18 protein-coding genes are annotated in these 20,337 nt (G+C 69.7%); all 18 read right to left on the bottom strand.

Annotation, left to right across the window (positions count from 1 at the left end):
* Positions 1-1,223 (bottom strand): hypothetical protein (locus AB8Z36_RS01070; protein WP_369211246.1); only part of this gene is annotated, 1,223 nt, incomplete at its 3' end.
* A gap of 121 nt (positions 1,224-1,344) precedes the next feature.
* Positions 1,345-1,926 carry a dTDP-4-dehydrorhamnose 3,5-epimerase family protein gene (locus tag AB8Z36_RS01065; protein ID WP_369211248.1) on the bottom strand — a complete coding sequence of 194 codons (582 nt, stop codon included), beginning with the start codon at positions 1,924-1,926 and terminating at the stop codon, positions 1,345-1,347.
* A 2-nt stretch (positions 1,927-1,928) separates the two neighbouring features.
* Positions 1,929-2,819 carry a glucose-1-phosphate thymidylyltransferase RfbA gene (gene rfbA, locus AB8Z36_RS01060; RefSeq protein WP_369211247.1) on the bottom strand — a complete coding sequence of 297 codons (891 nt, stop codon included), beginning with the start codon at positions 2,817-2,819 and terminating at the stop codon, positions 1,929-1,931.
* Positions 2,820-2,877: 58 nt separating this feature from the next.
* Complete coding sequence (locus tag AB8Z36_RS01055; protein ID WP_369211245.1) at positions 2,878-4,140, bottom strand: class I SAM-dependent methyltransferase; 1,263 nt, start codon at positions 4,138-4,140, stop codon at positions 2,878-2,880.
* Between the two features lie 51 nt (positions 4,141-4,191).
* Positions 4,192-5,202, bottom strand: a complete 1,011-nt coding sequence (gene rfbB, locus AB8Z36_RS01050; RefSeq protein ID WP_369211244.1) for a dTDP-glucose 4,6-dehydratase — start codon at positions 5,200-5,202, stop codon at positions 4,192-4,194.
* Between the two features lie 33 nt (positions 5,203-5,235).
* On the bottom strand, positions 5,236-6,102 hold the full coding sequence (rfbD, locus tag AB8Z36_RS01045; RefSeq protein WP_369211243.1) for a dTDP-4-dehydrorhamnose reductase: 867 nt from the start codon (positions 6,100-6,102) through the stop codon (positions 5,236-5,238).
* Positions 6,103-6,125: 23 nt separating this feature from the next.
* On the bottom strand, positions 6,126-6,950 hold the full coding sequence (cloR, locus tag AB8Z36_RS01040) for a bifunctional 4-hydroxy-3-prenylphenylpyruvate oxygenase/4-hydroxy-3-prenylbenzoate synthase (protein ID WP_369211242.1): 825 nt from the start codon (positions 6,948-6,950) through the stop codon (positions 6,126-6,128).
* The gene (locus AB8Z36_RS01035) at positions 6,947-7,921 is read right to left on the bottom strand and encodes an aromatic prenyltransferase (protein WP_369211241.1); all 975 of its coding nucleotides are present in this window, start codon (positions 7,919-7,921) and stop codon (positions 6,947-6,949) included. Before AB8Z36_RS01035 ends, cloR begins: the two co-directional genes overlap by 4 nt.
* A gap of 25 nt (positions 7,922-7,946) precedes the next feature.
* On the bottom strand, positions 7,947-8,753 hold the full coding sequence (locus tag AB8Z36_RS01030; RefSeq protein WP_369211240.1) for a TylF/MycF family methyltransferase: 807 nt from the start codon (positions 8,751-8,753) through the stop codon (positions 7,947-7,949).
* 202 nt (positions 8,754-8,955) lie between these two features.
* A complete protein-coding gene (locus AB8Z36_RS01025; RefSeq protein WP_369211239.1) occupies positions 8,956-10,530 on the bottom strand; it encodes an FAD-dependent oxidoreductase in 1,575 nt (524 codons plus the stop codon).
* A gap of 32 nt (positions 10,531-10,562) precedes the next feature.
* Positions 10,563-11,399: an alpha/beta fold hydrolase gene (locus tag AB8Z36_RS01020; RefSeq protein WP_369211238.1), complete on the bottom strand. Its 837-nt coding sequence runs from the start codon at positions 11,397-11,399 to the stop codon at positions 10,563-10,565.
* Positions 11,400-11,466: 67 nt separating this feature from the next.
* Positions 11,467-13,188 (bottom strand): B12-binding domain-containing radical SAM protein, encoded by a 1,722-nt coding sequence (locus tag AB8Z36_RS01015; RefSeq protein ID WP_369211237.1) that lies wholly within the window; start codon positions 13,186-13,188, stop codon positions 11,467-11,469.
* 39 nt (positions 13,189-13,227) lie between these two features.
* Positions 13,228-13,497, bottom strand: a complete 270-nt coding sequence (locus tag AB8Z36_RS01010; protein WP_369211236.1) for an acyl carrier protein — start codon at positions 13,495-13,497, stop codon at positions 13,228-13,230.
* Between the two features lie 3 nt (positions 13,498-13,500).
* Complete coding sequence (locus AB8Z36_RS01005; protein ID WP_369211235.1) at positions 13,501-15,051, bottom strand: amino acid adenylation domain-containing protein; 1,551 nt, start codon at positions 15,049-15,051, stop codon at positions 13,501-13,503.
* Between the two features lie 11 nt (positions 15,052-15,062).
* Positions 15,063-16,196 (bottom strand): acyl-CoA dehydrogenase family protein, encoded by a 1,134-nt coding sequence (locus AB8Z36_RS01000; protein WP_369211234.1) that lies wholly within the window; start codon positions 16,194-16,196, stop codon positions 15,063-15,065.
* Entirely contained in the window at positions 16,186-17,253 is a 1,068-nt protein-coding gene (locus AB8Z36_RS00995; RefSeq protein WP_369211233.1) for a ketoacyl-ACP synthase III family protein, read from the bottom strand. Before AB8Z36_RS00995 ends, AB8Z36_RS01000 begins: the two co-directional genes overlap by 11 nt.
* A 9-nt stretch (positions 17,254-17,262) precedes the next feature.
* Complete coding sequence (locus tag AB8Z36_RS00990; RefSeq protein WP_369211232.1) at positions 17,263-18,735, bottom strand: nucleotide disphospho-sugar-binding domain-containing protein; 1,473 nt, start codon at positions 18,733-18,735, stop codon at positions 17,263-17,265.
* Positions 18,736-18,748: 13 nt separating this feature from the next.
* The gene (locus AB8Z36_RS00985; protein WP_369211231.1) at positions 18,749-20,332 is read right to left on the bottom strand and encodes a class I adenylate-forming enzyme family protein; all 1,584 of its coding nucleotides are present in this window, start codon (positions 20,330-20,332) and stop codon (positions 18,749-18,751) included.
* Between the last annotated feature and the right edge of the window lie 5 nt (positions 20,333-20,337).

The raw sequence follows: 20,337 nt of genomic DNA, 5'->3' as shown, positions 1-20,337 counted from the left end.
GCACGGAACTGAGCGGGCTCGATACCGAACCGTTCGCAGGTGTCCTCGTCCACATAGACGCTGCCCTCCCAGACGCTGCCCCGGGTGATCTGCATCGTTCCGCCCTCGGCGGGCTGTCCGGCCACCACGTGGACAGACGGCGCCAGAATGAACTCGTAGCCGGGCACGCGGTGGCGCAAGTAGTGGGTGTGCGCCTCGAAGACGTAGTCCTCCTCGGTCTCCATCGCCTGCCGGGCCAACGCGTCCAGAGCCGCGTCGTCGTCCAGCGGCACCGCCATCCGGATCCGGTTGCCGGTCAGCGCCTCGGCGGGCTTGAAGCAGCCCAGATCGAGGCCGTAGCGGTCGCGCATCAGACGGGCGGCCGCGCGCACCCGGCCGCGCATCAGCGTCTCGTCCGCTCCGGCCCGGGTGATCGAGTAGCCGGGGAGCCGCGGCAGCAGGACACCGAACTCGCGGTAGAAGGCGGTTCTCTCGGCTTCCGTGGCCAGGATGGTGTGCGGCTCTTCGCCGCTCCGCGTGCCGAGCGCGGCGGCCTCTTCCACGGTCGGGTACAGCGTGGTCTTGCGGTTCCACCGCTCGGCGATCTCGGGGCCGTTGGCCTCCACGCGCAGTTGCTTCAACCCGGCGGCCCGCTTCAGCCACAGCAGCAGCACCCGCGCCTCGGTGTCGACGGCGAAGATCCGCACCAGCGTCTGCGGTGCCGCTTGCAGCTGCCGCACGAGCTGCGCCAGCGGAGCGGGCGGCTGGTCCTCCGGCGAGGCGACCGCCATCGCCAGCAGCGCGTGGGTCAGGTAGTAGTAGCGCATCTCGGGGACCTGCACCGGAACCGCCTGGGAGGCGGCCACCGCCTGCCGCCACGGCTCGCCGCGGCCCACGACCAGGTCGCCCGGCGCGGCCAGGTACACCGAGCGCGCCTCGTTGTACGCCGAGAAGTCATCCGGTGACCGCCCCAGAGCCAGCTGGGCCGTGTCGGCCTCGAAGCAGCCCTTGAGCGTGGACGCGGAGCCCAGCACGATGGCCGGAACCTGCCCGCTCGGGGCTCCGAACGGAAGCAGCTCCTCGGCGGCCGCCGCCAGGGCGCCGTCCAGTCCGGTGCCGAGCAACTGCCGGGAGATACCCTCCAGTTCCCCGCGTGACAGCAGTCGGGGCCCCATGCAGAACCCCTCCCACGCTAGCGTCCTGCCCTGGTGGACGACGGTCTGCTTCTGGTTGTGCTCCTGCATGCACGGCTCCCGAGATCAGCGCGGAAAGCGACAGGTCGATCACGCTCGGTATGTCACGGGCAGGATAGCGGGACCGCCCACCGGCCATGTCCCCCCAGGTCTCCTCGCGCGCTGCGCACCGTCAGTGCCGCGTCAGTGCCCGACAGGCCGCATAGCTCGGCAACAGACCCGCGTCATGGGCCTCCACCAGGGACGACGCCTCCCGGTCGCGGGTGGACAGGAGCAGGGACCCGGCGGGCCAGTCGACGGCCAGGTCGGGATCGAGGGGGTGTACGCCGCGCTCGGTTGCCGGGTCGTAGCCGCGCGAGGACATGTAGCAGAGCGTGGCCTCGTCCGAGAGTGCGCAGAGGCCGTGTCCGGTGCCTTCCGGGAGGTAGACGGCACGGCGGCTCACCTCATCGAGCCGGACGGCGTCCCAGCGCCCGTAGGTCGGTGAGCCGACGCGCAGGTCCACCACCACGTCGTGGACCGCACCGCGCACACACGTCACGTACTTCGCCTGCCCCGGCGGCACGTCGGCGAAGTGGATGCCGCGCACCACGCCGCGCGCGGACACCGACAGGTTGGCCTGGGCCAGCGGCAGGGGGCGGCCGGTCTCGGCGGCGAACTGGTCGGCGCAGTACCAGGTCAGGAAGACCCCGCGCTCATCGGCGTGCTGCCTGGGGGTGATCTCCCAGGCGCCCTCCACGGAAAGCGGGCGCAGTTTCACGACGGCCGCACCTCCCGCGCCTCCTTCTCGGCGAGCAGGTCGAGCAGATAGCGGCCGTAGCCGCTCTTGAGCAGGGGGCGGCTCAGTTCCCACAGCTGGTCGTCGTCGATGAAACCGCAGCGCCAGGCGACCTCTTCCACACAGCCCAGCTTGAGCCCCTGCCGTTCCTCGACCACCCGCACGTACTCCGAGGCCTGCACCAAGGAGGTGAACGTGCCCGTGTCGAGCCAGGCGGTGCCCCGGTCGAGCGCGGTCACCCGGAGCTGCCCCCACCGCAGATAGGTCGCGTTGACGTCGGTGATCTCCAGCTCGCCGCGCTCGCTCGGCACCAGGCCGCGCGCGACCTCCAGCACCCGGTTGTCGTAGAAGTACAGGCCTGGGACGGCGTACCGGGACTTGGGTTTGGCGGGCTTCTCCTCTAGGGAGAGGGCCATGCCGCTCTCGTCGAACTCGACCACCGCGTACGGTGTGGGGTCGGCCACGACATGGGCGAAGATCCGTCCTCCGACGGGGGCGGTGTACTGGCGCAGCCGGGTGCCCAGGCCCCCGCCGTGGAAGATGTTGTCGCCGAGGACCAGGGCCACCGGGTGGTCGCCGACGAAGTCGGCCCCGAGGACGAAGGCCTGCGCGATGCCGGCGGGGTGTTCCTGGACGGCGTACTCAAGGCGCAGGCCCAGTTGTGAGCCGTCGCCGAGGAGGTGGCGGAACTGGCGCTGGTCCTCGGGGCGCGTGATCACCAGGATCTCCCGGATGCCCGCCATCATCAGCGTGGTCAGCGGGTAGTAGATCATCGGCTTGTCGAAGACCGGTATCAACTGCTTGGAGACACCCCGGGTGGCCGGCCACAGCCGGGAGCCGGTGCCACCGGCCAGCAGCATTCCCCGCATCGCGGTCAAGGGGCGGTCCCCGGCAGGTGCCGGTGCCGGTCGCGGTGTTCCGTCGCGGTCACAGCACCGTCTCCGCCGATATCACGCGGGGCTCGGGTATGGGGACGATGAAGCGTCCGCCGTTCTCCAGGAACGCCTTCTCCTTTTCGATGATCTCCGGCGCGTAGTTCCAGGCCAGCAGGAGGTAGTAGTCGGGCACCTGCTCGGCCGCCTGCTCCGGGGACCAGATCGGGATGCGTGAGCCCGGCAGGATCTTTCCCTGCTTGAGTACGGTGGTGTCGCTGCAGAAGCGGATCTCCGCACGCCCGAGGCCGCAGGCGTCAAGGAGGGCGCTGCCCTTGGTCGGTGCTCCGTATCCGGCCACTGTCCCGCCGTCCGCCACCACGCCGCGCACCAGGTCCCGGATCTGGGTGCGCAGCCGTTCCGTGCGCTCGGCGAATCGCCGGTATGTCCGCTCCTCCGCGATGCCCTGGCGCTGCTCTTCCGCGAGCATGTCGGTGACGGAGGGCCGCACCTCGGGGTCGGCCGCGGCCGGAGCCGCGAAGACCACGATGGAGCCGCCGTGCACCTCGGCTGTCTGTACGTCCACGACGCGGAGGCCGTGTGACTCGAACAGTCTGCACAGGGCGCCGAGGGAGAAGTAGGAGAGGTGTTCGTGGAAGATGGTGTCGAACTGGTTGTTGGCGAGCAGTTCCACCAGGTAGGGCACCTCCACGAAGCACAGTCCGTCGGGGGCCAGCAGGGCGGAGACTCCGTCGAGGACTTCGTGGATGTCGGGGATGTGGGCGAAGCACTGGCGCCCGTACACCAGTCGGGCCCGGCCGTGTCCGCTCGCGATCTCCCGGCCGACGTGCGCGGTGAAGCCGGAGGGGATCGACTCCACTCCGCGGTCGTTGGCCATCTCGGCGAGATTGCGGGCGGGGTCGACGCCGAGGACGCGCATACCGGCCTGCTGGAACAGCTCCAGGTGAGCGCCGGTGTTGCTGCCGAACTCCACGACGAGGTCCTGGCCGGTCAGGCCGAGCCGCCGGGTGCACAGGTCGACGAGGCGCCGCATGTGCTGGACGATCGAGCCCGCGTCCGAGGCGACGTAGCGGTAGTGCCCGAAGAGGACGTCCGGTTCGATGACGTGGCGCAGTGTCATCAGATGGCATTCCCGGCACACGACGACCTCCAGCGGGAACCGGGTCTCCTCGCCCGGGTCGTCCTCCGGGCCCAGCAGGTTTCCGGCCAGTGGTGTCGATCCGAACGAGACCACGTCAAGCCAGTCGTTGTGCCCGCACACCCGGCACTGGTCGATGGGCCGCACAATGTCCTGCATCTCTTCCCTTCCGTGGTTCGTGTCCGAGCCGGACGTGAATCCCCCGGGCCGTCATGCGTCGGCGTCGGCGGGGGCGCCGGTCTCCCCGGCGGGGCGCTTCAGCGGTTCCCACCAGTCGCGGTGCGTGCGGTACCACTCCACCGCCTGCGCGAGACCGTCCGCGAAAGCGACGTGGGGCGTGAAGCCGAGCTCGGTGTGGATCTTGGTGGTGTCCAGTGAGTAGCGGAGGTCGTGCCCCAGCCGGTCCGGCACATGGCGCACCATGTCCCAGCCGGCACCGCAGGCCTTGAGGATGTGCTCGGTCAGTTCCAGGTTCGTCAGCTCGGTGCCGCCGCCGATGTGGTAGACCTCCCCGGGCCGGCCGTCGAGGAGCACCGACTGGATGGCGCGGCAGTGGTCCGACACATGGAGCCACTGACGGCGGTTGTGGCCCTCGCCGTAGACCGGCACCTGCCTGCCGTCCAGGAGGTTGGTGGTGAACAGCGGGATCAGCTTCTCCGGGTGCTGGTAGGGGCCGTAGTTGTTGGTGCACCGGGTGACCACCACGTCCAGCCGCCGGGTGCGGTGCCAGGCGAGCGCCAGCAGGTCTCCGGCCGCCTTGGCGGCCGCGTACGGCGCGTTCGGGGCGACCGGGGACTCCTCGGTCCAGGCGCCCTCCGGAATCGATCCGTACACCTCGTCGGTCGAGATGTGCACGAACCGTCCCAGGCGGTGCCGGGAGGCCGCTTCCAGCAGCACCTGGGTGCCCAGGGCGTTGGTGCGGACGAACGCGGCGGCGCTGTCGATCGAGCGGTCCACGTGGGTCTCGGCGGCGAAGTGCACGATCGCGTCGTGTCCGGCCACCACGTCGTCGACCAGGCGCGGGTCGCAGATGTCGCCGTGCACGAAGCGGTAGTGCGGCAGGTCGGCGACCGGTGCCAGGTTGGCCTCGTTGCCGGAGTAGGTCAAGGCGTCCAGAACGGTGAGGTGGGTTCCCGCCGAACCCGGCAGGGCGCCCCGCAAGGTGGCCCGGACGAACTCCGAACCGATGAAACCGGCACCGCCCGTCACCAGGAGTCGCATGCGCGGCACCTCCTTTCTCTCGTGTGCGGAGGATTACGATCCACCGTCGGCCAGATGGGGAAACGACTGCTCAAGGGCGGCGGCCCAGTGCCTGATCGGGGGCAGCCCGGCCGCGCTCCAGGCGTCGTGCCCCAGCACCGTGTACCGGGGCCGCAGTTCCCCGCCCGCGACGTGGTCGCTGCCCACCGGGCGCACGCGTCCGGGATCGGCGCCGAGCAGCCGGAAGGTCATCCGGGCCACCTCATACCACGTGGCCGCGCCCGAGCTGGTGCCGTGGAACACGCCGGAGGCGCCGTGCCGGACCAGGGCCACGATCTGGTGGGCCAGGTCCACGGTCCACGTCGGCTGGCCCCACTGGTCGTCCACCACGTCCACGGTCTCGCGCAGCCGCTCGGCGCGGATCATCTTGCCGACGAAGTTCGTGCCGTGTCGTCCGTACAGCCAGGCCGCTCGTACGACGGTGCCGTCGTCGGGGAGACGGTCGAGCACCGCACGCTCACCGGCCAGCTTGGTCCGGCCGTAGGCGTTGATCGGCCTTGGAGCCGCGTCCTCGGCATAGGGGTGGCCGCTCGTGCCGTCGAAGACGTAGTCGGTGGAGAGGTGCACCAGCCGTATCGACCGTTCGCCGCAGACCGACGCCAGCACCTCGGCCCCTCTGCCGTTGACGAGAAGGGCCTCCGCCTCGTGGTTCTCCGCTTCGTCGAAACGGGTCCAGGCCGCGCAGTTGACGATCGTCGCCGGCCGGTGGCGGGAGACGGCGGCGCGGACCGACTCCGGGTCGGTGATGTCGAGATCGTGCCGGGTGGCGGCGACCACGGGCTCACGCAACCCGTGCAGTACGTCCACCAGGTCCCTGCCGAGCAGTCCGTCCGCGCCCGTGACCAGCCACCGGTTTCCCATGTGCGCCGTCGGCCCGGCCGCGGTCAGGCGGGGGTGCGCGGCGAGAGCTGCGGTGCCGCGGCGGCGAGGTCGGGGTGGCGGGCCAGGGTCGCCTCGTGCAGGGGCTGGTAGCTGTTCCAGCCCAGCAGGTGTGAGCCGAGCTGTTGGCCCGTCAGGCGCGCCACCTCGTCGGGGATGGGTTCCGCGCGTCCTGCGGCGTCGGCCAGAAGCTGGACGTGGCAGCAGGTGTCCAGGAGCGTGAACCACCAGGCGGCGGCGTCGAGTGTTTCCCCGACGGTGACCAGGCCGTGGTTCTTGAGCAGGATCGCCTTGTGGCCGCGGAGCTGTTTGGCGATCCTGCGCCCGTCGTCCTTGGCGAGCACCAGACCTGTGTAGTCGTCGAAGACCTCGTGGTCCTCGAAGAAGGGGCAGGCGTCCTGGGTCAGCGGGGGGAGCTTGCGGGCGAAGGCGGAGAAGGCGCGGCCGTAGACGGTGTGCAGATGGATGACGGCCTGGACGTCGGGGCGGGCCCGGTGGATCTCGGCGTGGATGTTGAACGCGGCGATGTTCACGCGCCGCTGCCCGTCGAGGGTCTCGGTGCTTTCACCGTCGACGCGGATCAGGTCGTCCGGGGTGATGGTGGAGAAGGGGTGGGCCAGCGGGTTGGCCCAGTAGGTGTCGGCGTGTTCGGGGTCGGCGACGGTGATGAGACCGGCCAGGCCGTCCTGGTCGAAGCCGAGGCGGGCGAAGTGCCGCAGCGCGACGGCGTGCCGGAACTTGAGGTAGGCGCGGTGTTCGGCGAAGGTGTCGAACACCGGCGGCTCGCGGAAGTAGCCGTCCCCGGGCATGTTCGCCAAGGCATCGCTCATCGGGCACCCTCCGTGGTCGCTGCCGTGGGCTGGTCGAGTGCGCGCAGGCCGTGGTCGCGGCCTTCCTCACCGTGGAAGAAGCAGTTCCAGCCGGAGAGGATCTCGGCCATGTTGCCGGTGTAGCTGCGTTCGGCCTTGATGTAGTCGCCGCTGTGGCCGAAGGACCAGCCGATGACGTTGCACTCGTCCTCGTCGTGGCTGGGTGCCGTCGCGAGGAACGTGGCGATACGGGCGGGGACGCGCGGCAGTTTCCCCTTGGGGATCTTCAGGGCGTAAAAGCACACCCGGTCGATGGCCCCGGTGTGCAGGTCCAGGGTGATGGCGACGCAGTAGTCCTCGGGTACGTACGCCAGGATCTCCTCGACGACGTCCGCGGCCGGTGGCGTGCTGCCGGACAGGGCGTGGATGTGGTCGAACTGGACGGTGTCGAGGGGGCCCTTGCCCCGGAAGTAGACGTTGGCACTGTGGTGGCGCCAGTCCACCGCGGCGAAGCGTATGTGGGCCAGGCCCAGGGCGAGGAAGTCCTTCAGCCGGGCCTGGACCGGCTGCGGCAGGGCGGGAACGCCGAGGATGTCCTCGGCCGGGCGCAGGCCGCCGAAGTACAGCCAGGTCTTGGCCATGCCCCGCCCGGCGTCGAAGTCGCCCGACTGCACGGGCGCGCCGTCGTAGAGGCTGCTCCAGGCGTCCACGATGGGCACGGTGGGGTGGGCGGCGTCGAGCAGGCCCGCGTCGATGGCCCGGCTGACGGTGTCCATCTTGAGGCGGGAGAAGAAGCGGTACGAAAGCTGGTCGCCGGGCTGGCTCGTCGTTTTCCATAAGGTGGCGCCCTGGGCGAAGTTGTCGCCGAATGCCTCAAGGACGGTGTCCGTAAGGCGGTGCGCCATGGGTGCGCCTATCGCGGCGGCGGTGGCACGCACATCGGCACGGAAGCGTTCACGGTCGAATTCTCGCTCTTTCGGGAGAGTGGGCATCTATTCCTCCGTGGGTCGCTGCGGACTACCTGGTGCGCTGCCAGTAGACACCGTCGCGGTCGATCTGGATCAGCTCGTCGGCGATGTCGAACTTCGTGCGGTATTCGTCCACCGCGTCTTTGCACGGGGGGCACATCAGATAGTCGTCCACGATGACGTAGCCGCCGACGGACACCTTCGGGTAAAGACTGGTGAGGGTCTCCCAGGTCGACTCATACAGGTCCCCGTCCATGCGCAGCACGGCGAGCGCGTCGATCGGCGCGGTGGGCAGGGTGTCCTTGAACCAGCCGGGGAGGAACTGGACCTGCTCGTCGAGCAGGTCGTAGTTGCGGAAGTTGCGCCGGACCTCGTCCTCGGAGACCGCGAGGACGGAATTGTGGCGGTGCAGCGCCATCCTGCGGTCCCCCGCGTGGCCGTCCTCGCCGACGTCGGGGATGCCCTCGAAGGAGTCGGCGACCCATACGCGCCGGTCGCGTACGTCGTGGGCACGCAGGATGCCGCGCATGAAGATGCAGGCTCCCCCGCGCCACACCCCGGTCTCCGCCAGATCACCGGGGACATCATTGCGGAGCACGTCTTCGACGCACTGCTGGATGTTCTCCAGACGCTTGATGCCGATCATGGTGTGCGCGTTCGCCGGCCAGTCGCGGCCCTCATTGCGGACTTCTTCCCGGTAGGTCGCATCGTCGTGGGAGAAGTTCTTCTCGTGCGCGGGATCTTCGTACACCGTCCCGGCCAGTACCTTTTTCATGAGGTCCAGATACAGCCAAGAACCGCTCCGCGAGCCTTGGTCAGGTCCTTCGGACTCAGCGTGCAAGGATGTCTGCGCCATTTTTCCTACAGTAGGTGTCGATTCCGAACGGGTCCAGAGCCTCGGCTCCGGTATTGAACGGAATACCGTTCAGGACAGTGGCCGTTGAGCACGAAGGCTTCGACTATTTTTCGGCAGCAGCAGAGCCCGCACCGAGCAGGCGAGCCGATGAATTCGCTCGCCTGCCTGGTGCGGGTTTTTTAAAAACTCTCCGGGGCCGGTCCTACACCTTTGGTTCGACGAATCCGTGGCTGATGACTTCGTGCACGGTGCTGCGGGCGCGCTCCTCGCTGTCGATTCCGCGGTCGGTGATGAGAGCGATGATCTCGCGGCCCGTGCGTTTGCCGTCGGCGTGTTCGACCGCGGCCATGACGGTCGGTGTACAGGCGATGGACGCGCCGCTGGTGTGCACGAGGGAGCGGGCTTCGCGGAGATGGCGTCCGTCGATCGCGAAGTCGTCCACCACCGAGCCCCCGGCACTGGCGATCAGCGGGACGTCCAGGTGGGCGCCGTCCTCGTCGGACATGCTCCGGACCGACTTCTTGAGGTCGTCCGGCACGTCGAGGTGTTGTGCGTAGTGGTTGTACCAGGCGCGGTGGGCGAAGGCGCCCGCGATGAGGGAGACGAAGGCCTTCTCGGGCTCGATCGACGGCACGCCGAAGTGGTTGCGCGCGTGCCAGAAGTAGGACTCCTTGCTGCCCTTGTTGCCCGCGTAGAGGAAATACACCTGATCCCGCAGGCGCGAGAACTCCTTGCGGTAGGTGTCCTCGTAGAACTGAAGCATCCGGGCCCGGTCCAGCTCGGGCTTGTCCAGGACGGTGTTGACGACGGTCGCGGCGATGAAGCCGCTCAGCATCGCGAGGTGCACACCGGTGGAGAACAGCGGGTCGATGAAGCAGGCCGCGTCTCCGATCGCGAGGTAGCCGTCGCCGGAGAACCGGTCGTAGATGTAGGACCAGTCACGCTGGACGTGCATTTCGTCGACCTGCTCGGCGTTCTTCATCCGGGCGGCCAGTTCGGGCGTCCTCGCGAAGCTGTCGAGGTAGTACTGCTTCACGTCCTTGGACTTCAGGGAGCTGAAGGACTCGCGGTCCACGACCGCCCCGATGCTCGTGACGTCGTCGCGCAGCGGGATGCACCACCACCAGCCGTCGTCGAAGGTCGGCAGGAAGATGTTGCCCGCGTTCTCGCCCTCGTGGCGTGTGACGCCCTTCCAGTAGGACCAGACCGCCATGTTCTTGAGGTAGGGGTCCCACTCCTGGGTGTGCAGGCGCTTGGTCACCGTGCCGCCCTGGCCGGAGGCGTCGACGAGCCAGCGGGCCGTGGCCGTGCCCGTCTCGCCGGTGTCGGTGCGCCGGTAGTGCACGGTGCAGCGGCCGTTGGCGTCGATGGAGAAGTCCGTGACCTTGTGCTGCTCGCGCACATCGACCCCGTGCTCGCGCGCGTTGTCCAGCAGCATCTTGTCGAACGGGGCACGTTCGACCTGATAGGTGTGGTGGTGGTTCACCGAGACCGCGTTGCGGAAGTCCACCGTCCAGGGCTCCCGATGCTCTCCCCACACCCACTCGACGCCGTACTTCTTGATGAAGCCGCCCGCTTCGAGCTGCTCCCGGATGCCGATCTTGTCGAGCAGGTCGACGGTGCCAAGGAGCAGGCTCTCGCCGATGTGGTAGCGGGGAAACCGCGCGGCTTCGAGGGTGAGAACGCTCTTGCCCCCGTCGGCGAGCAGCGTGCTCACCATCGAGCCCCCGGGGCCTCCGCCGATGACGATGACGTCGAATTCCTTCTTCTCGGGCATGTGGCTTCCTTTCCTGTCGCGGGCGTCCGCCGTCATGCGGGGCGGGTGTTCGTCAGTACCTCGGAGAGCAGGTGGGCGAAGGCCTCCGAGTCGGACAGGAAGCCGGTGTGGTCGCCGGGGAAGTCAACGGTCTTCGTGCCGAGCCGTTCGGCGAGCGCGACCGCCGCGCGGTGGAAGAGCGACCCCTCGGCCGTGGACCCGCCCGCGACGACGATGCGGTCGGCCAGGGGGCGCAGCGCGTCGAAGTCGGGCCGGTAGCGCGTGATCGGGCGCAGCGTGTGGTGGAAGAGCCGGTCGAGGATGGTCCATACGTCTTCGGGGCCGGTGAACTCGTCCGTCTCGGAGGGGTCAGGGGCGGGCCGGTGCAGGCGGATGTCGGCCAGCGCGAGGTACTTCTGGAGCGCCGCGGGGCGGTTGTCCCGGTAGAGCAGGCAGATCTCGTCGATGGCGGCGCGCATCTCCTCGCGGTCGTCAAGCAGCTCCAGCAGCGGGGGCTCGTGTGTGACGAGTGCCCTGACCTGGTCCGGGTGCTGGGCCATCAGCTCAAGCGCGGTGATGCCGCCGCCGCTGCTCGCGAACACGTACGCGGGACCGGCGTCGAGCGTGGCGAGGAGCCGGTGCACGTCGTCGGCCATCTCCGCGGGGTCGGCCGCCTGGCCGGGGTCTTCCAGCGGGCTGCCGAGGACCCCGCGCGGGTCGAAGGTCACGACGGTGAAGTACTTCGTCAGCTCCTTGGTCAGGGGCGAGAAGCCCTTGCAGCCCATCGGGAGACCGACGACGACGAGCAGTGGGCCCGCGCCGTGGATCTCGTAGTGCAGGCGGGCGCCGGGCACCTTCAGGACCTGCTCCACCGGTTCGTCATTCGCCATGCTCAGTTGGGTCCTCTCTGCTGTGGGGAGGCTGCTGTCTCCGAGGGCTCACGGGGGTGTCGACCGCTCACGGGGCCGTCGATCCCTCACGGGCCGTCGACAGCTCGCGGATCATCTCCTCGGGAACGGTGACGTCGTCGAACCAGCGTCCGCCGAAGGGGCGGGGAATCGGCAGGATCTGGTCGCTGGAGTAGGCGAGGATCTTGCGGTTGTACACGCGCATCTCGTCCCGCAGGGACGCGGGCAGGCGGCCGTCCAGGGAGAGGGCGTGGTCCATCTCGGCGAGGAGCCGCTTGGTCTGGTCGATGGTCTTCAGCACCGCGTCGCAGAACACCCCGGACAGCACGCCGTGCTCGCCCTTGATGGTCACGAGCCGCTCGATCGCCTCGTAGGAGACGTTCTGGATGTCGCGGCGGCTCAGCCACTTGGTCTCGTAGTTGAGCCTGCGGTACCACAGCGGCTCCACCATGGCCTGGCGGTGTTCCTCCAGGGTCCGGTGGTGGATCCGGTAGCCGTGCTTGTCGGGCTCCTCGAAGAAGCGGCAGCCGGGGTCGAGGAAGGGCACCATGGGGCAGATGAGCGGCAGGACCGGTGACCCCGCGAAGGTGCGGATCAGCTGCTCGGAGTAGGCGACCGTGTCGCGTACGGACTGGCTGTCCTGGTAGGGCATGCCGATGAAGAACCAGATCATCACGCCCTTGACCCCGGCATCCAGGGCGCGCGGGATCCACTCCTCCATCTCGGCCATGGTGTAGGTGCCGCGTCCGGCCGCCTTGCTGATCCGCGGGTCGTGCGACTCGGGCGAGAGCATGATGTACGCGTCGGTGGAGGCGCCCATCTTCTTCAGTGTGTCGTCGGGCGTCAGGTTGAACTGCTCGAAGAAGACACTGCGGTAGCCGAGGTCGTGCACGGCGTCGAGGTAGGTGTGCATCCTGCTCTTGCCCTCCGAGTAGCACTGGAGGGCGTAGATGGAGGTGTGTTTGGCCGCCTCGCCCATCGTCTTGAGTTCCTCGACGATGAGGTCGTTGTCCTTCTGCACCAGGGTCTTGGTGCCCACCTCCATGATGTTGCGGTAGGCGAAGCGGGAGCCGCCGCACCAGCCGCAGTCGTGGGCGCATCCGGTGTTGGGCAACGTCATGATCAGCTTGCTGGAGAGCGGCGTCACGGGCGTGTTCTGGTAGTAGGACCAGTCGTTCCTGACGTTGTTGTAGTCCGTGGTGGGTTTGTGGCTGAACCCGGTGGCCGCGACCTCGTCCTTGCCCTTGTAGAGGAGGTTGGGTATCGCACCGAAGTCCCGGCTGCCCCGCGCCACGGTCTCCATGAGCTGGGTGAGGGGCGCCAGGGTGTCGTAGCCCTGGACGACGACGTCCACCGGTGGGTACTGGATGAGTTCTTCTGCGAAGTAGGTGGCAGAGATGCCACCGAAGATGATCAGCGAGTCCGGGTGGCGGCGCTTGACCGCCTTGGCCAGCTCGATCGCGCCGTTGCACTGGGTCATCCAGTGCAGGTCGAAGCCGAAGACCGGCGCTTCGAGCCGCCCGATGAGCCGCTCGACGTCGAGGTCCGGGTGGGTCAGCATCAGGGAGGCGATGTTGACGATCTGGCAGTCGACGTCGTGGTCGGCCAGCTGCTGTTTGATCGAGAACCAGCCGATGGGGTACATCTCGTAGACGGACGTGACGTTGACGCTGTCGCTGTCACTCAGGTAGGCGAACAGGATGTCGTCACGGTCCCGGAAGTCGTACACGCTCGGCGCATGGAGCAGGAACATGTCCGCGGTCAGGTTCAAGGGGGCATCCAGACTGTGGGTGGGCCAGGACGACGGTGGTCAAGGGCGCGGCAGGCTCTCGTGCACCATCTCGCTCAGGGTGCGCACGGATCTGAAGGTGGTGGCGGTGACGTCGGTCAGGGGCACCTGGACGTCGAAGGCCTCGCCGAGGTGTGCGATCAGAAGGGCGGTGTTCAGGGAGTTGAGTATCCCGAGCTCTAGGAGTGGGGTGTCCACGTCGAGCTCGCCCTCCGGGTCCCCGTCCAGGAAGCTGTCGCGGATGAAGGTGAGCAGCTCGGACGAGATGTCTTCTCGGGTCTGGGTCGTCATGTCTCACCCTTGAACTTTCTGTGCGCCGTTGAGTGGTGACTGCAAGGCCGCGAGGTCGAGCTTCCCCCGGCTGGTGTGGGGCAGTTCGTCGACGAAGCGGATGTCGCCGGGGATCATGTGGGGGGCGAGTCTGGCGGCCAGGTGCCTGCGCAGTGCGACGTTTCCGAAGCCGCTCCCCCGGGCGCGGACCACGAAGGCGGCCAGGACGCGGTCCAGCCCCTCGCCCACCGGGACGACGGCCGCCTCGGCGACTCCCGGGTGGGAGTGCAGCGCCGCGACCACGTCTCCCAGTTCGATCCGGTGGCCACGGATCTTCACCATGGCGTCGCGGCGCCCGAGGTAGTCGAACGAGCCGTCCGGACGGACGATGACGCGATCGCCGGTGGCGTAGGGGCCCTCCTGCGGTGGTCGGCCCCAGTATCCGGCGAAGACCGTCGGGCCGCTGACGACCAGCTCCCCCTCCTCGCCGGGTGCGGCCCGCGTGCCGTCGGGTCGCCGGGCCCAGACCTGGTCGCCGCCGCACGGCCCGCCGATCGGGACCGGCACCTCGCGCATCAGGTCGGCCGGGACCACCTCGTGGAAGGTGCATACGTTGGTCTCGGTGGGCCCGTACAGATTGAGGAGCCGTGCGTCGCACCAGGCGGCGAGGGCCCGGACATGGCCGATGGGAAACGGTTCCCCGGCGAACAGCAGCGCGCGGAGCGACGCGGGCGCGGGCCGGTCGAGCAGACCGCCGTCACGCAGCATGAGCGTCAGGACGGACGGCACCGAGTACCACACACTGATCCGCTCGCGGTGCAGGAACGCGACCAGCCGCTCGGGGGCGTAGGCGTACTCGGCGTGGATCGGGCACACGGCCGCCCCTACGGAGAAGGCGGCGTACAGGTCGAGGACGGACAGGTCGAAGGAGAACCCCGAGTGGTTGGCGAAGCGGTCGTGCGGGGTGGGGGCCAGTTCCGCGACGGCCCAGTCGATGAAGGCCAGGGCATTGCGGTGGCTGACGCAGACGCCCTTCGGCGTCCCCGTCGAACCCGAGGTGTAGAGGATGTAGGCGAGGTCGTCCGGTGCGACGCGCGCGTGCGTCGGAGGGGACGGGGCATCCGGCGTGTCCCACGCGTCCTGTGCGTCCGGCGTACGGGGTGGAGTGCCCGGCACCGGCACCGCGTCGAGGCCGACGTACCCGAGGCGGGCGCGCAGCGCGCTCGGCACCCGCGCGGTCAGGTCGTCCGGCGCGCACAGGGCGCGCGCCCCGGACTCGCGCGCGATCACCGCGAACCGGTCGGGGGGCGTGAGGGGGTCGACCGGTACGTAGATCGCGCCCAGGCGCAGGACCGCCTGCATGGCGGCGATGGCGTGGGCGGACTTCGGGGACCAGATCAGTACGCGGTCCCCCTTGCCGATCCCGTGGCCGCGCAGCCGTCCGGCCAGGGCGTCGGCCCGCTCGTCGAGCTCGCCGTAGCTCACCGGGCCGGAGGGTTCGATGACCGCGGGTGCGTGGGGCGTCCGTGCCGCGGAGGCGGTGAACAGGTCGTGCAGGCCGCGCCGGTCGCTCATGCTCCGCCCCCTCATAGCCCCAGGCTCCTGGCGATGACCTCGCGCTGGATCTCCGTCGTCCCCGAGAAGATGTGCAGCGGTGTGGCGTCCTGGAGCTGCCGGCCGATCCCGTCATCGGCGAGGTAACCCCGCGCGCCGAACACCCGCACGGCGTCCAGCGCGTTGGCCACGGCGGCGTCGGCGACCGCCGTCTTGGCCAGAGCGGCGCTCTCGGCCGCCGCGGCGTGGCCCTGGTCGATGTCCCAGCACGCGCGGTACAGGAGCAGGCGGCTGGATTCGAGCCGCAGCTTCATGGTGGCCAGCCGGTGGGAGACCGCCTGGAAGGTGCCGATGCTGCGGCCGAACTGGCGACGGTGCTTGGCGTGCGCCACACAGCGGTCCAGTTGCACCTCCATCACACCCAGGTAGAGGGCGGGCAGACAGGCGCGCTCCCAGATCATGGAGCGTTGGAAGACGCCGCTCCCCTGGTTCTCCGGGCCCAGGAGATAGCGGGCGGGGACCTCGCAGCCGGTGAACTCGACCTGGGCGGCGGCACAGCCGTCGAGCCCCGTCTTGGCCAGCGGGGCACCGACCCGCAGGCCCGGCAGGGTTCTGGGAACGGCGAACACCGACATCCCCAGATAGCCCGCGCTCGGGGTGGTGGCGGCGTAGGTGAGGAAGACGTCGGCCAGCGGGGCGTTGCTGACGAAGGACTTCCTTCCGTTCAGGACGTAGTGGTCGCCGTCGGCCACGGCTGTCGTGGCGAGCCTGCTCAGGTCCGACCCCGCGTCCTCCTCCGTCATCGCGTTCGCGGCGATCATCGTGCCCGAGCTCAGTCCGTGCAGCAGCTCCGCCCGTACCGGGTCGCCCGCGTGGTCGGTCAGGACGGTGCCGCAGGCCAGCAGGTGTGCGGCGATCCCGAAGGCGAGGCCGGTGTCGGCGCCTCCGGCGCAGAACGCCTCCAGGCACAGGGCCGTGTCCAGGGCGCCGAGCCCGCCGCCGCCGTACTCGGTGGGCAGGCAGAGACCGGTCATGCCGAGTTCGGCCGCGGCCAGCCAGCAGTCCCTCCCTGCGATGCCGTCGGGCCCCGTGGGCGGCAGCTTTCCGGCGCCCGTGCGGATGTGGTCGGCCCGGCGGCGCTGCTGCGGGCTGAGGTCAAAGTCCATCGGGCCGGGCCTCCTGGTCGGTGAAGGCGGCGGTGTCGAGGATGCGGATGACGGCCGCCTTGTAGGTCACACCCGGCGAGGAACCGCACAGCAGCAGATGGTCGCCGGGGCCGGTCTTACCCGTGGACAGCAGGTGGTGCAGGGCGGCGAGGTGGTCACCGGCGCCGAGATGGCCGGTGGTCCGGCTGAACTCCCAGGTCGAGCGCTCCAGCGAGAACCCGAGGATCTTCAGGTAGGAGGCGGCGGCCTGGCGCGGCATGCTGTGGGTCACGACGGTCTTGATGTCGCTCGCCTCGACACCGGCCTCGTGGAGTGCCTGGCTCACGCACTTCACGTTGTGCTTCTGGTGGCCCAGGAGGAGTTGTATCCAGGTGCCGTCGTCGGTCGCCTTCTGCTGGAAGCGTGCGGCTCTGGCGCCGTAGTCCAGGAAGGTCGCGGTGGTGGCACCGGGCGGGAAGAGCGGCTCTCCGGCCCGGTGGACCTCCTCCATCGCGGAGAAGGACGCGGTGCACAGGGAGAGCACTTCCGCGAATCCCCGAGAGGTGCCGAGGACCACCGCGCCCGCTCCGTCGCCCAGGTAGGCCAGTCCTTCGCCGGGATTCCACCGGTCGATCAGCGGGGTGCCGAAGTTGTCGCTCGCGGTGATCAGGGCCCCGCCGATGTGCGGTGCGGACCTCAGATAGGGGACGGCCAGTTCCATGGCGCTGAACGTGCCGTTGCAGCCGTGTCTGAGCTCCACGGCGAGCAGGTCATCGCCCAGCAGGTGCCGCTGGAGATGGTACTGCGGTCCCCACCCGTCGGGTCCTTGGTGCCAGACGCCCGTGCAGAGCAGCAGTCCGATGTCATCGGCGCTCAGCCCGCTGCCTTTCAGGGCCTGTTGGGCGGCGATCAGTGCGCTTTCGGGAGGGGAGACGTCACCGGCGACGGCCACTGCGGTGATCCCGGAGGCGTCGGCGGCGTACCGCGTGACGAGGCCACGCTCCACGGCTTCCCCGACGCTCTCCGTCCGGGGCCGGAAGACGCCGATCCCCTTCATGTACACGCCCGTTGTCCGCATCAGCCGCGCCTACGCCTCGGTGACCGCGGTGGTGCCGTCGCCGCTGCGCCGCAGCACCAGATCAGCGAGGGAGCGCAACGATGTCGCCGCGCCCGCGGAGGTCTCGGTGGTCCAGTCGATGTGGAACTCCCTGCCCGCGCTCTCGAGCAGCAGCGCGAGCGTGAGCGAGTCCACCCCCAGGCTCACCAGCGGTTCGGTGGCCGAGACGACCGCGTGTGCCGGACGCTGGTCCCACACCTCGTCAAGGAGCCTCTCCAGGCGGGCGAGGACGTGCTCAAGGTCGGTGCGCCCACTGGCCGTCTCGGGTGATTGCCCCATCTCGCGTCGTTTCCCCTTCGGTCGTCTTCCGGTGAGCGGCAGGTCGCGCGTGAGTGAGTCCAGGTCCTGGGCCACTTCGGTGGGCTGCGGCCGTCTCGTGTTCTCGTCGGCGAGCTTCTCCGAGATGGTGCGGTGCGGGCCGTCGCCGGTGATCAGTGCGCAGGCCGCCGCGATCCGCGCCGGGTCGTCGGTGTCGTGCGGCAGGCTCATGCCCGCGCCGATGGCCGTGATCTGGGCGGCGTTGGTGAAGTGGTCGGCGAAGTGCGGGACGACCAGTTGCGGTACGCCGAACGAAGCCGCCGCCATGGTGCTCCCCGAGCCGCCGTGGTGCACGATCGCGGTGCAGGTCGGCAGCAGGTTGCTCAGCGGGATGCGTGCGGCGCGCACACCGTCGGGCAGGTGACCGAGCAGCGGCCGGTCGCGCTCGTCGATGGCGATGACCACCTCCTGGTCCAGGGCCACCAGTTCCTTGAGGAGCAGCCGCCACAGCGGGGCGACCTTCGGGTCACGCCGGGGCAGGGACGTGCCCAGGGTGAGGCAGACCCGGGGCCTGGCCGACGCGGCGAGGAGCCAGTCGGGCACGTCGGCCGGTCCGTTGTAGGGCACGTACCGCATGGGTGTGGCCGCCACCGTGTCGGAGGGCTGGAGGCTGTCGGGGCACACGTCGATCGTTCTGGCGGGTGCACCCAGCGAAGGCAGTCCCCGTGCCGCCAGTTCGGCGTTCAGGGCCGTCGACGCGGCGTGTTGCAGGGGCTCCGGCGGCATCAGGCCGTAGGAGTGCCGCACCCAGGGCACTTGGGCGAGCGTCGCCGCGGCGGGCCCGCCCAGCTCCATGGGCTCGGCGATGACCAGGTCCGGGTGCCATACGTCGTGGAGCGCGCGCAGGGCGGGCAGGGTGCGGATACCGTTCTCGGCGCACCGGCGGCCGGTGGACTCCGCCGGGCTCACCGGACCGCCGGGCGGGCCGATCGGTGTGAACAGCTTCACCGGGTCGACCGGGTCGAGGACGGCGGCGCCGGGCAGTCCGGCTCCGGTCACCACCGGGAGGAAGTCACGGTCGGTGGCGACCAGCACGGTGTGCCCGGCCGCCTGGAGCGCCCAGGCGAGCGGCACCATGGGGAAGAGGTGGCCGATCCCCGGCAGCGTCGTGAACAGCACTCTCATCGGTCGGCCTCCCTCACCTGTCCACCAGTACGTCCGGGCTCTGCCCGCTCGCCTCGGCGCTGACCTCGCGGATCCGCAGCCGGTCCGCCTTCCCGCTCGCGTTGATCGGGAACTGCCGCCAGCGCACGAAACGGGTCGGGGCGTGCGTCGGGGTCATGGCCCGCGCCACGTGGTCGCGCAGGGTGTCGGAGCTCGGGGCGTCCTCGGTGCTGAGCACGACGGCGGCGTGCAGCTCCTCGATCAGGTCCGCGCCGCGGTGGCCGTACACGCACGCGTCCACCACACCGGGACAGCCGACGAGCACCTTCTCCACCTCGGTCGGGCTGACGCGGGTGTCCTGGACCTTGACCACGTCGTGCATCCGGCCGAACAGCCGCAGATAGCCGCCTTCGTCCAGGGAGCCGAAGTCGCCGGTGTGCAGCCAGCCGTCCCGGATCACCCGGGCGGTGTGCTCGGGGTCGGCGACATAGCCGCCCATGGTTTCCGGGCCGCGCACCACCACCTCGCCGATCCGCCCGGTCGGCAGGTCGCGTCCCGTCTCTGGGTCGCGGATGGCGAGGGTGACCCCGGGCATCGCCCGGCCCACGGTGGCCAGCAGTTCGAGGTGGTCGTGGTCGGCCGGGCGGAGGACCGTGATGCGGCCCGCCTCGGTGGAGCCGTAGGACTGGGTCAGGACGCCGGGCAGTACGGTGGCCGCCTCCCGCAGGCGTTCCGGTGCTGCTGGGGAGCCGAGGTAGAGCAGCTGTCGCAGCGAGGACAGGTCGGCGGTGCGGAGGTCGGGGTGGTTGAGGATCGCGTAGACCTGCGCCACGCCCATGACCGTCTGGGTGATCCGGTGGGTGGCGACGTCGTGCAGGAAGTCGCCGGGGTCGAACCCCTCGCGCAGCAGCACGCTCCCGCCGGCGGCGAGCACGGTGTCGACCAGGACGCCGACCGTCTGGCTCACCGCGGTCATGGCCAGGTAGGCGGGCCGGGGGTGGGTTCCTCCGGCCAGCACGGCGGCGTTCCATGAGGCGAACACCCGGCACACACCCTTGGGCCGGCCGGTGGTGCCGCTGGTGTAGAGCACCATGGACCGTTCGGGTGCCTGGGGCCTGAAGTCCGCGGGTCCGTCCTCGACCGGCCTGCCGTCGACGGTCACGGTGCCGGACGCCGGATGGCCGAGGCCGCACGGCACCAGCTTGTCCGGGACCCTCTCGCGGATGGTCTCGGCGAGCTGCGTGCTGGGCTCGTCGGACACCAGCACCGACGCGCCCGCTTCCCGCAGCATCCGGACCCGGGTGGCCACGGGGAGGTGGTGGGTCACGGTGCCGTGGTTGGCGCCGGTGATGTACACCACCGAGGCGCCCAGCAGGTGGGCGGCATGGCGGACGATCAGCATCCACGGGCTGTTCACCAGGGTCAGGACGGCCACCGTGTGGTCGTGTGCCACGCCTGCCTCGCGCAGTGCCCGCGCCACCCGCAGCACCGACCGGTGGTACTCCGCTCCGGTGATCACGGTGTCCCGCCACCGGATGACCGGTCGCCGCCCGTCCCGGGCCGCCTCGTCGAGGATGCGGCTTACGTAGTGCTCCGATCCGTGGTTCTTGTTCGCCACCAGTG

Source organism: Streptomyces flavofungini (assembly GCF_041028215.1).
GTDB classification, from domain to species: domain Bacteria; phylum Actinomycetota; class Actinomycetes; order Streptomycetales; family Streptomycetaceae; genus Streptomyces; species Streptomyces flavofungini_B.
This window is presented reverse-complemented; position numbering and strand designations above follow the sequence as displayed.

Coding starts and splice junctions, on each gene's coding strand:
- rfbA (WP_369211247.1), bottom strand. CDS start 2,819: ATGCGGGGAATGCTGCTGGCCGGTGGCACCGGCTCCCGGCTGTGGCCG.
- AB8Z36_RS01055 (WP_369211245.1), bottom strand. CDS start 4,140: ATGCAGGACATTGTGCGGCCCATCGACCAGTGCCGGGTGTGCGGGCAC.
- rfbB (WP_369211244.1), bottom strand. CDS start 5,202: ATGCGACTCCTGGTGACGGGCGGTGCCGGTTTCATCGGTTCGGAGTTC.
- rfbD (WP_369211243.1), bottom strand. CDS start 6,102: ATGGGAAACCGGTGGCTGGTCACGGGCGCGGACGGACTGCTCGGCAGG.
- cloR (WP_369211242.1), bottom strand. CDS start 6,950: ATGAGCGATGCCTTGGCGAACATGCCCGGGGACGGCTACTTCCGCGAG.
- AB8Z36_RS01035 (WP_369211241.1), bottom strand. CDS start 7,921: ATGCCCACTCTCCCGAAAGAGCGAGAATTCGACCGTGAACGCTTCCGT.
- AB8Z36_RS01030 (WP_369211240.1), bottom strand. CDS start 8,753: ATGGCGCAGACATCCTTGCACGCTGAGTCCGAAGGACCTGACCAAGGC.
- AB8Z36_RS01025 (WP_369211239.1), bottom strand. CDS start 10,530: ATGCCCGAGAAGAAGGAATTCGACGTCATCGTCATCGGCGGAGGCCCC.
- AB8Z36_RS01020 (WP_369211238.1), bottom strand. CDS start 11,399: ATGGCGAATGACGAACCGGTGGAGCAGGTCCTGAAGGTGCCCGGCGCC.
- AB8Z36_RS01010 (WP_369211236.1), bottom strand. CDS start 13,497: ATGACGACCCAGACCCGAGAAGACATCTCGTCCGAGCTGCTCACCTTC.
- AB8Z36_RS01005 (WP_369211235.1), bottom strand. CDS start 15,051: ATGAGCGACCGGCGCGGCCTGCACGACCTGTTCACCGCCTCCGCGGCA.
- AB8Z36_RS01000 (WP_369211234.1), bottom strand. CDS start 16,196: ATGGACTTTGACCTCAGCCCGCAGCAGCGCCGCCGGGCCGACCACATC.
- AB8Z36_RS00995 (WP_369211233.1), bottom strand. CDS start 17,253: ATGCGGACAACGGGCGTGTACATGAAGGGGATCGGCGTCTTCCGGCCC.
- AB8Z36_RS00990 (WP_369211232.1), bottom strand. CDS start 18,735: ATGAGAGTGCTGTTCACGACGCTGCCGGGGATCGGCCACCTCTTCCCC.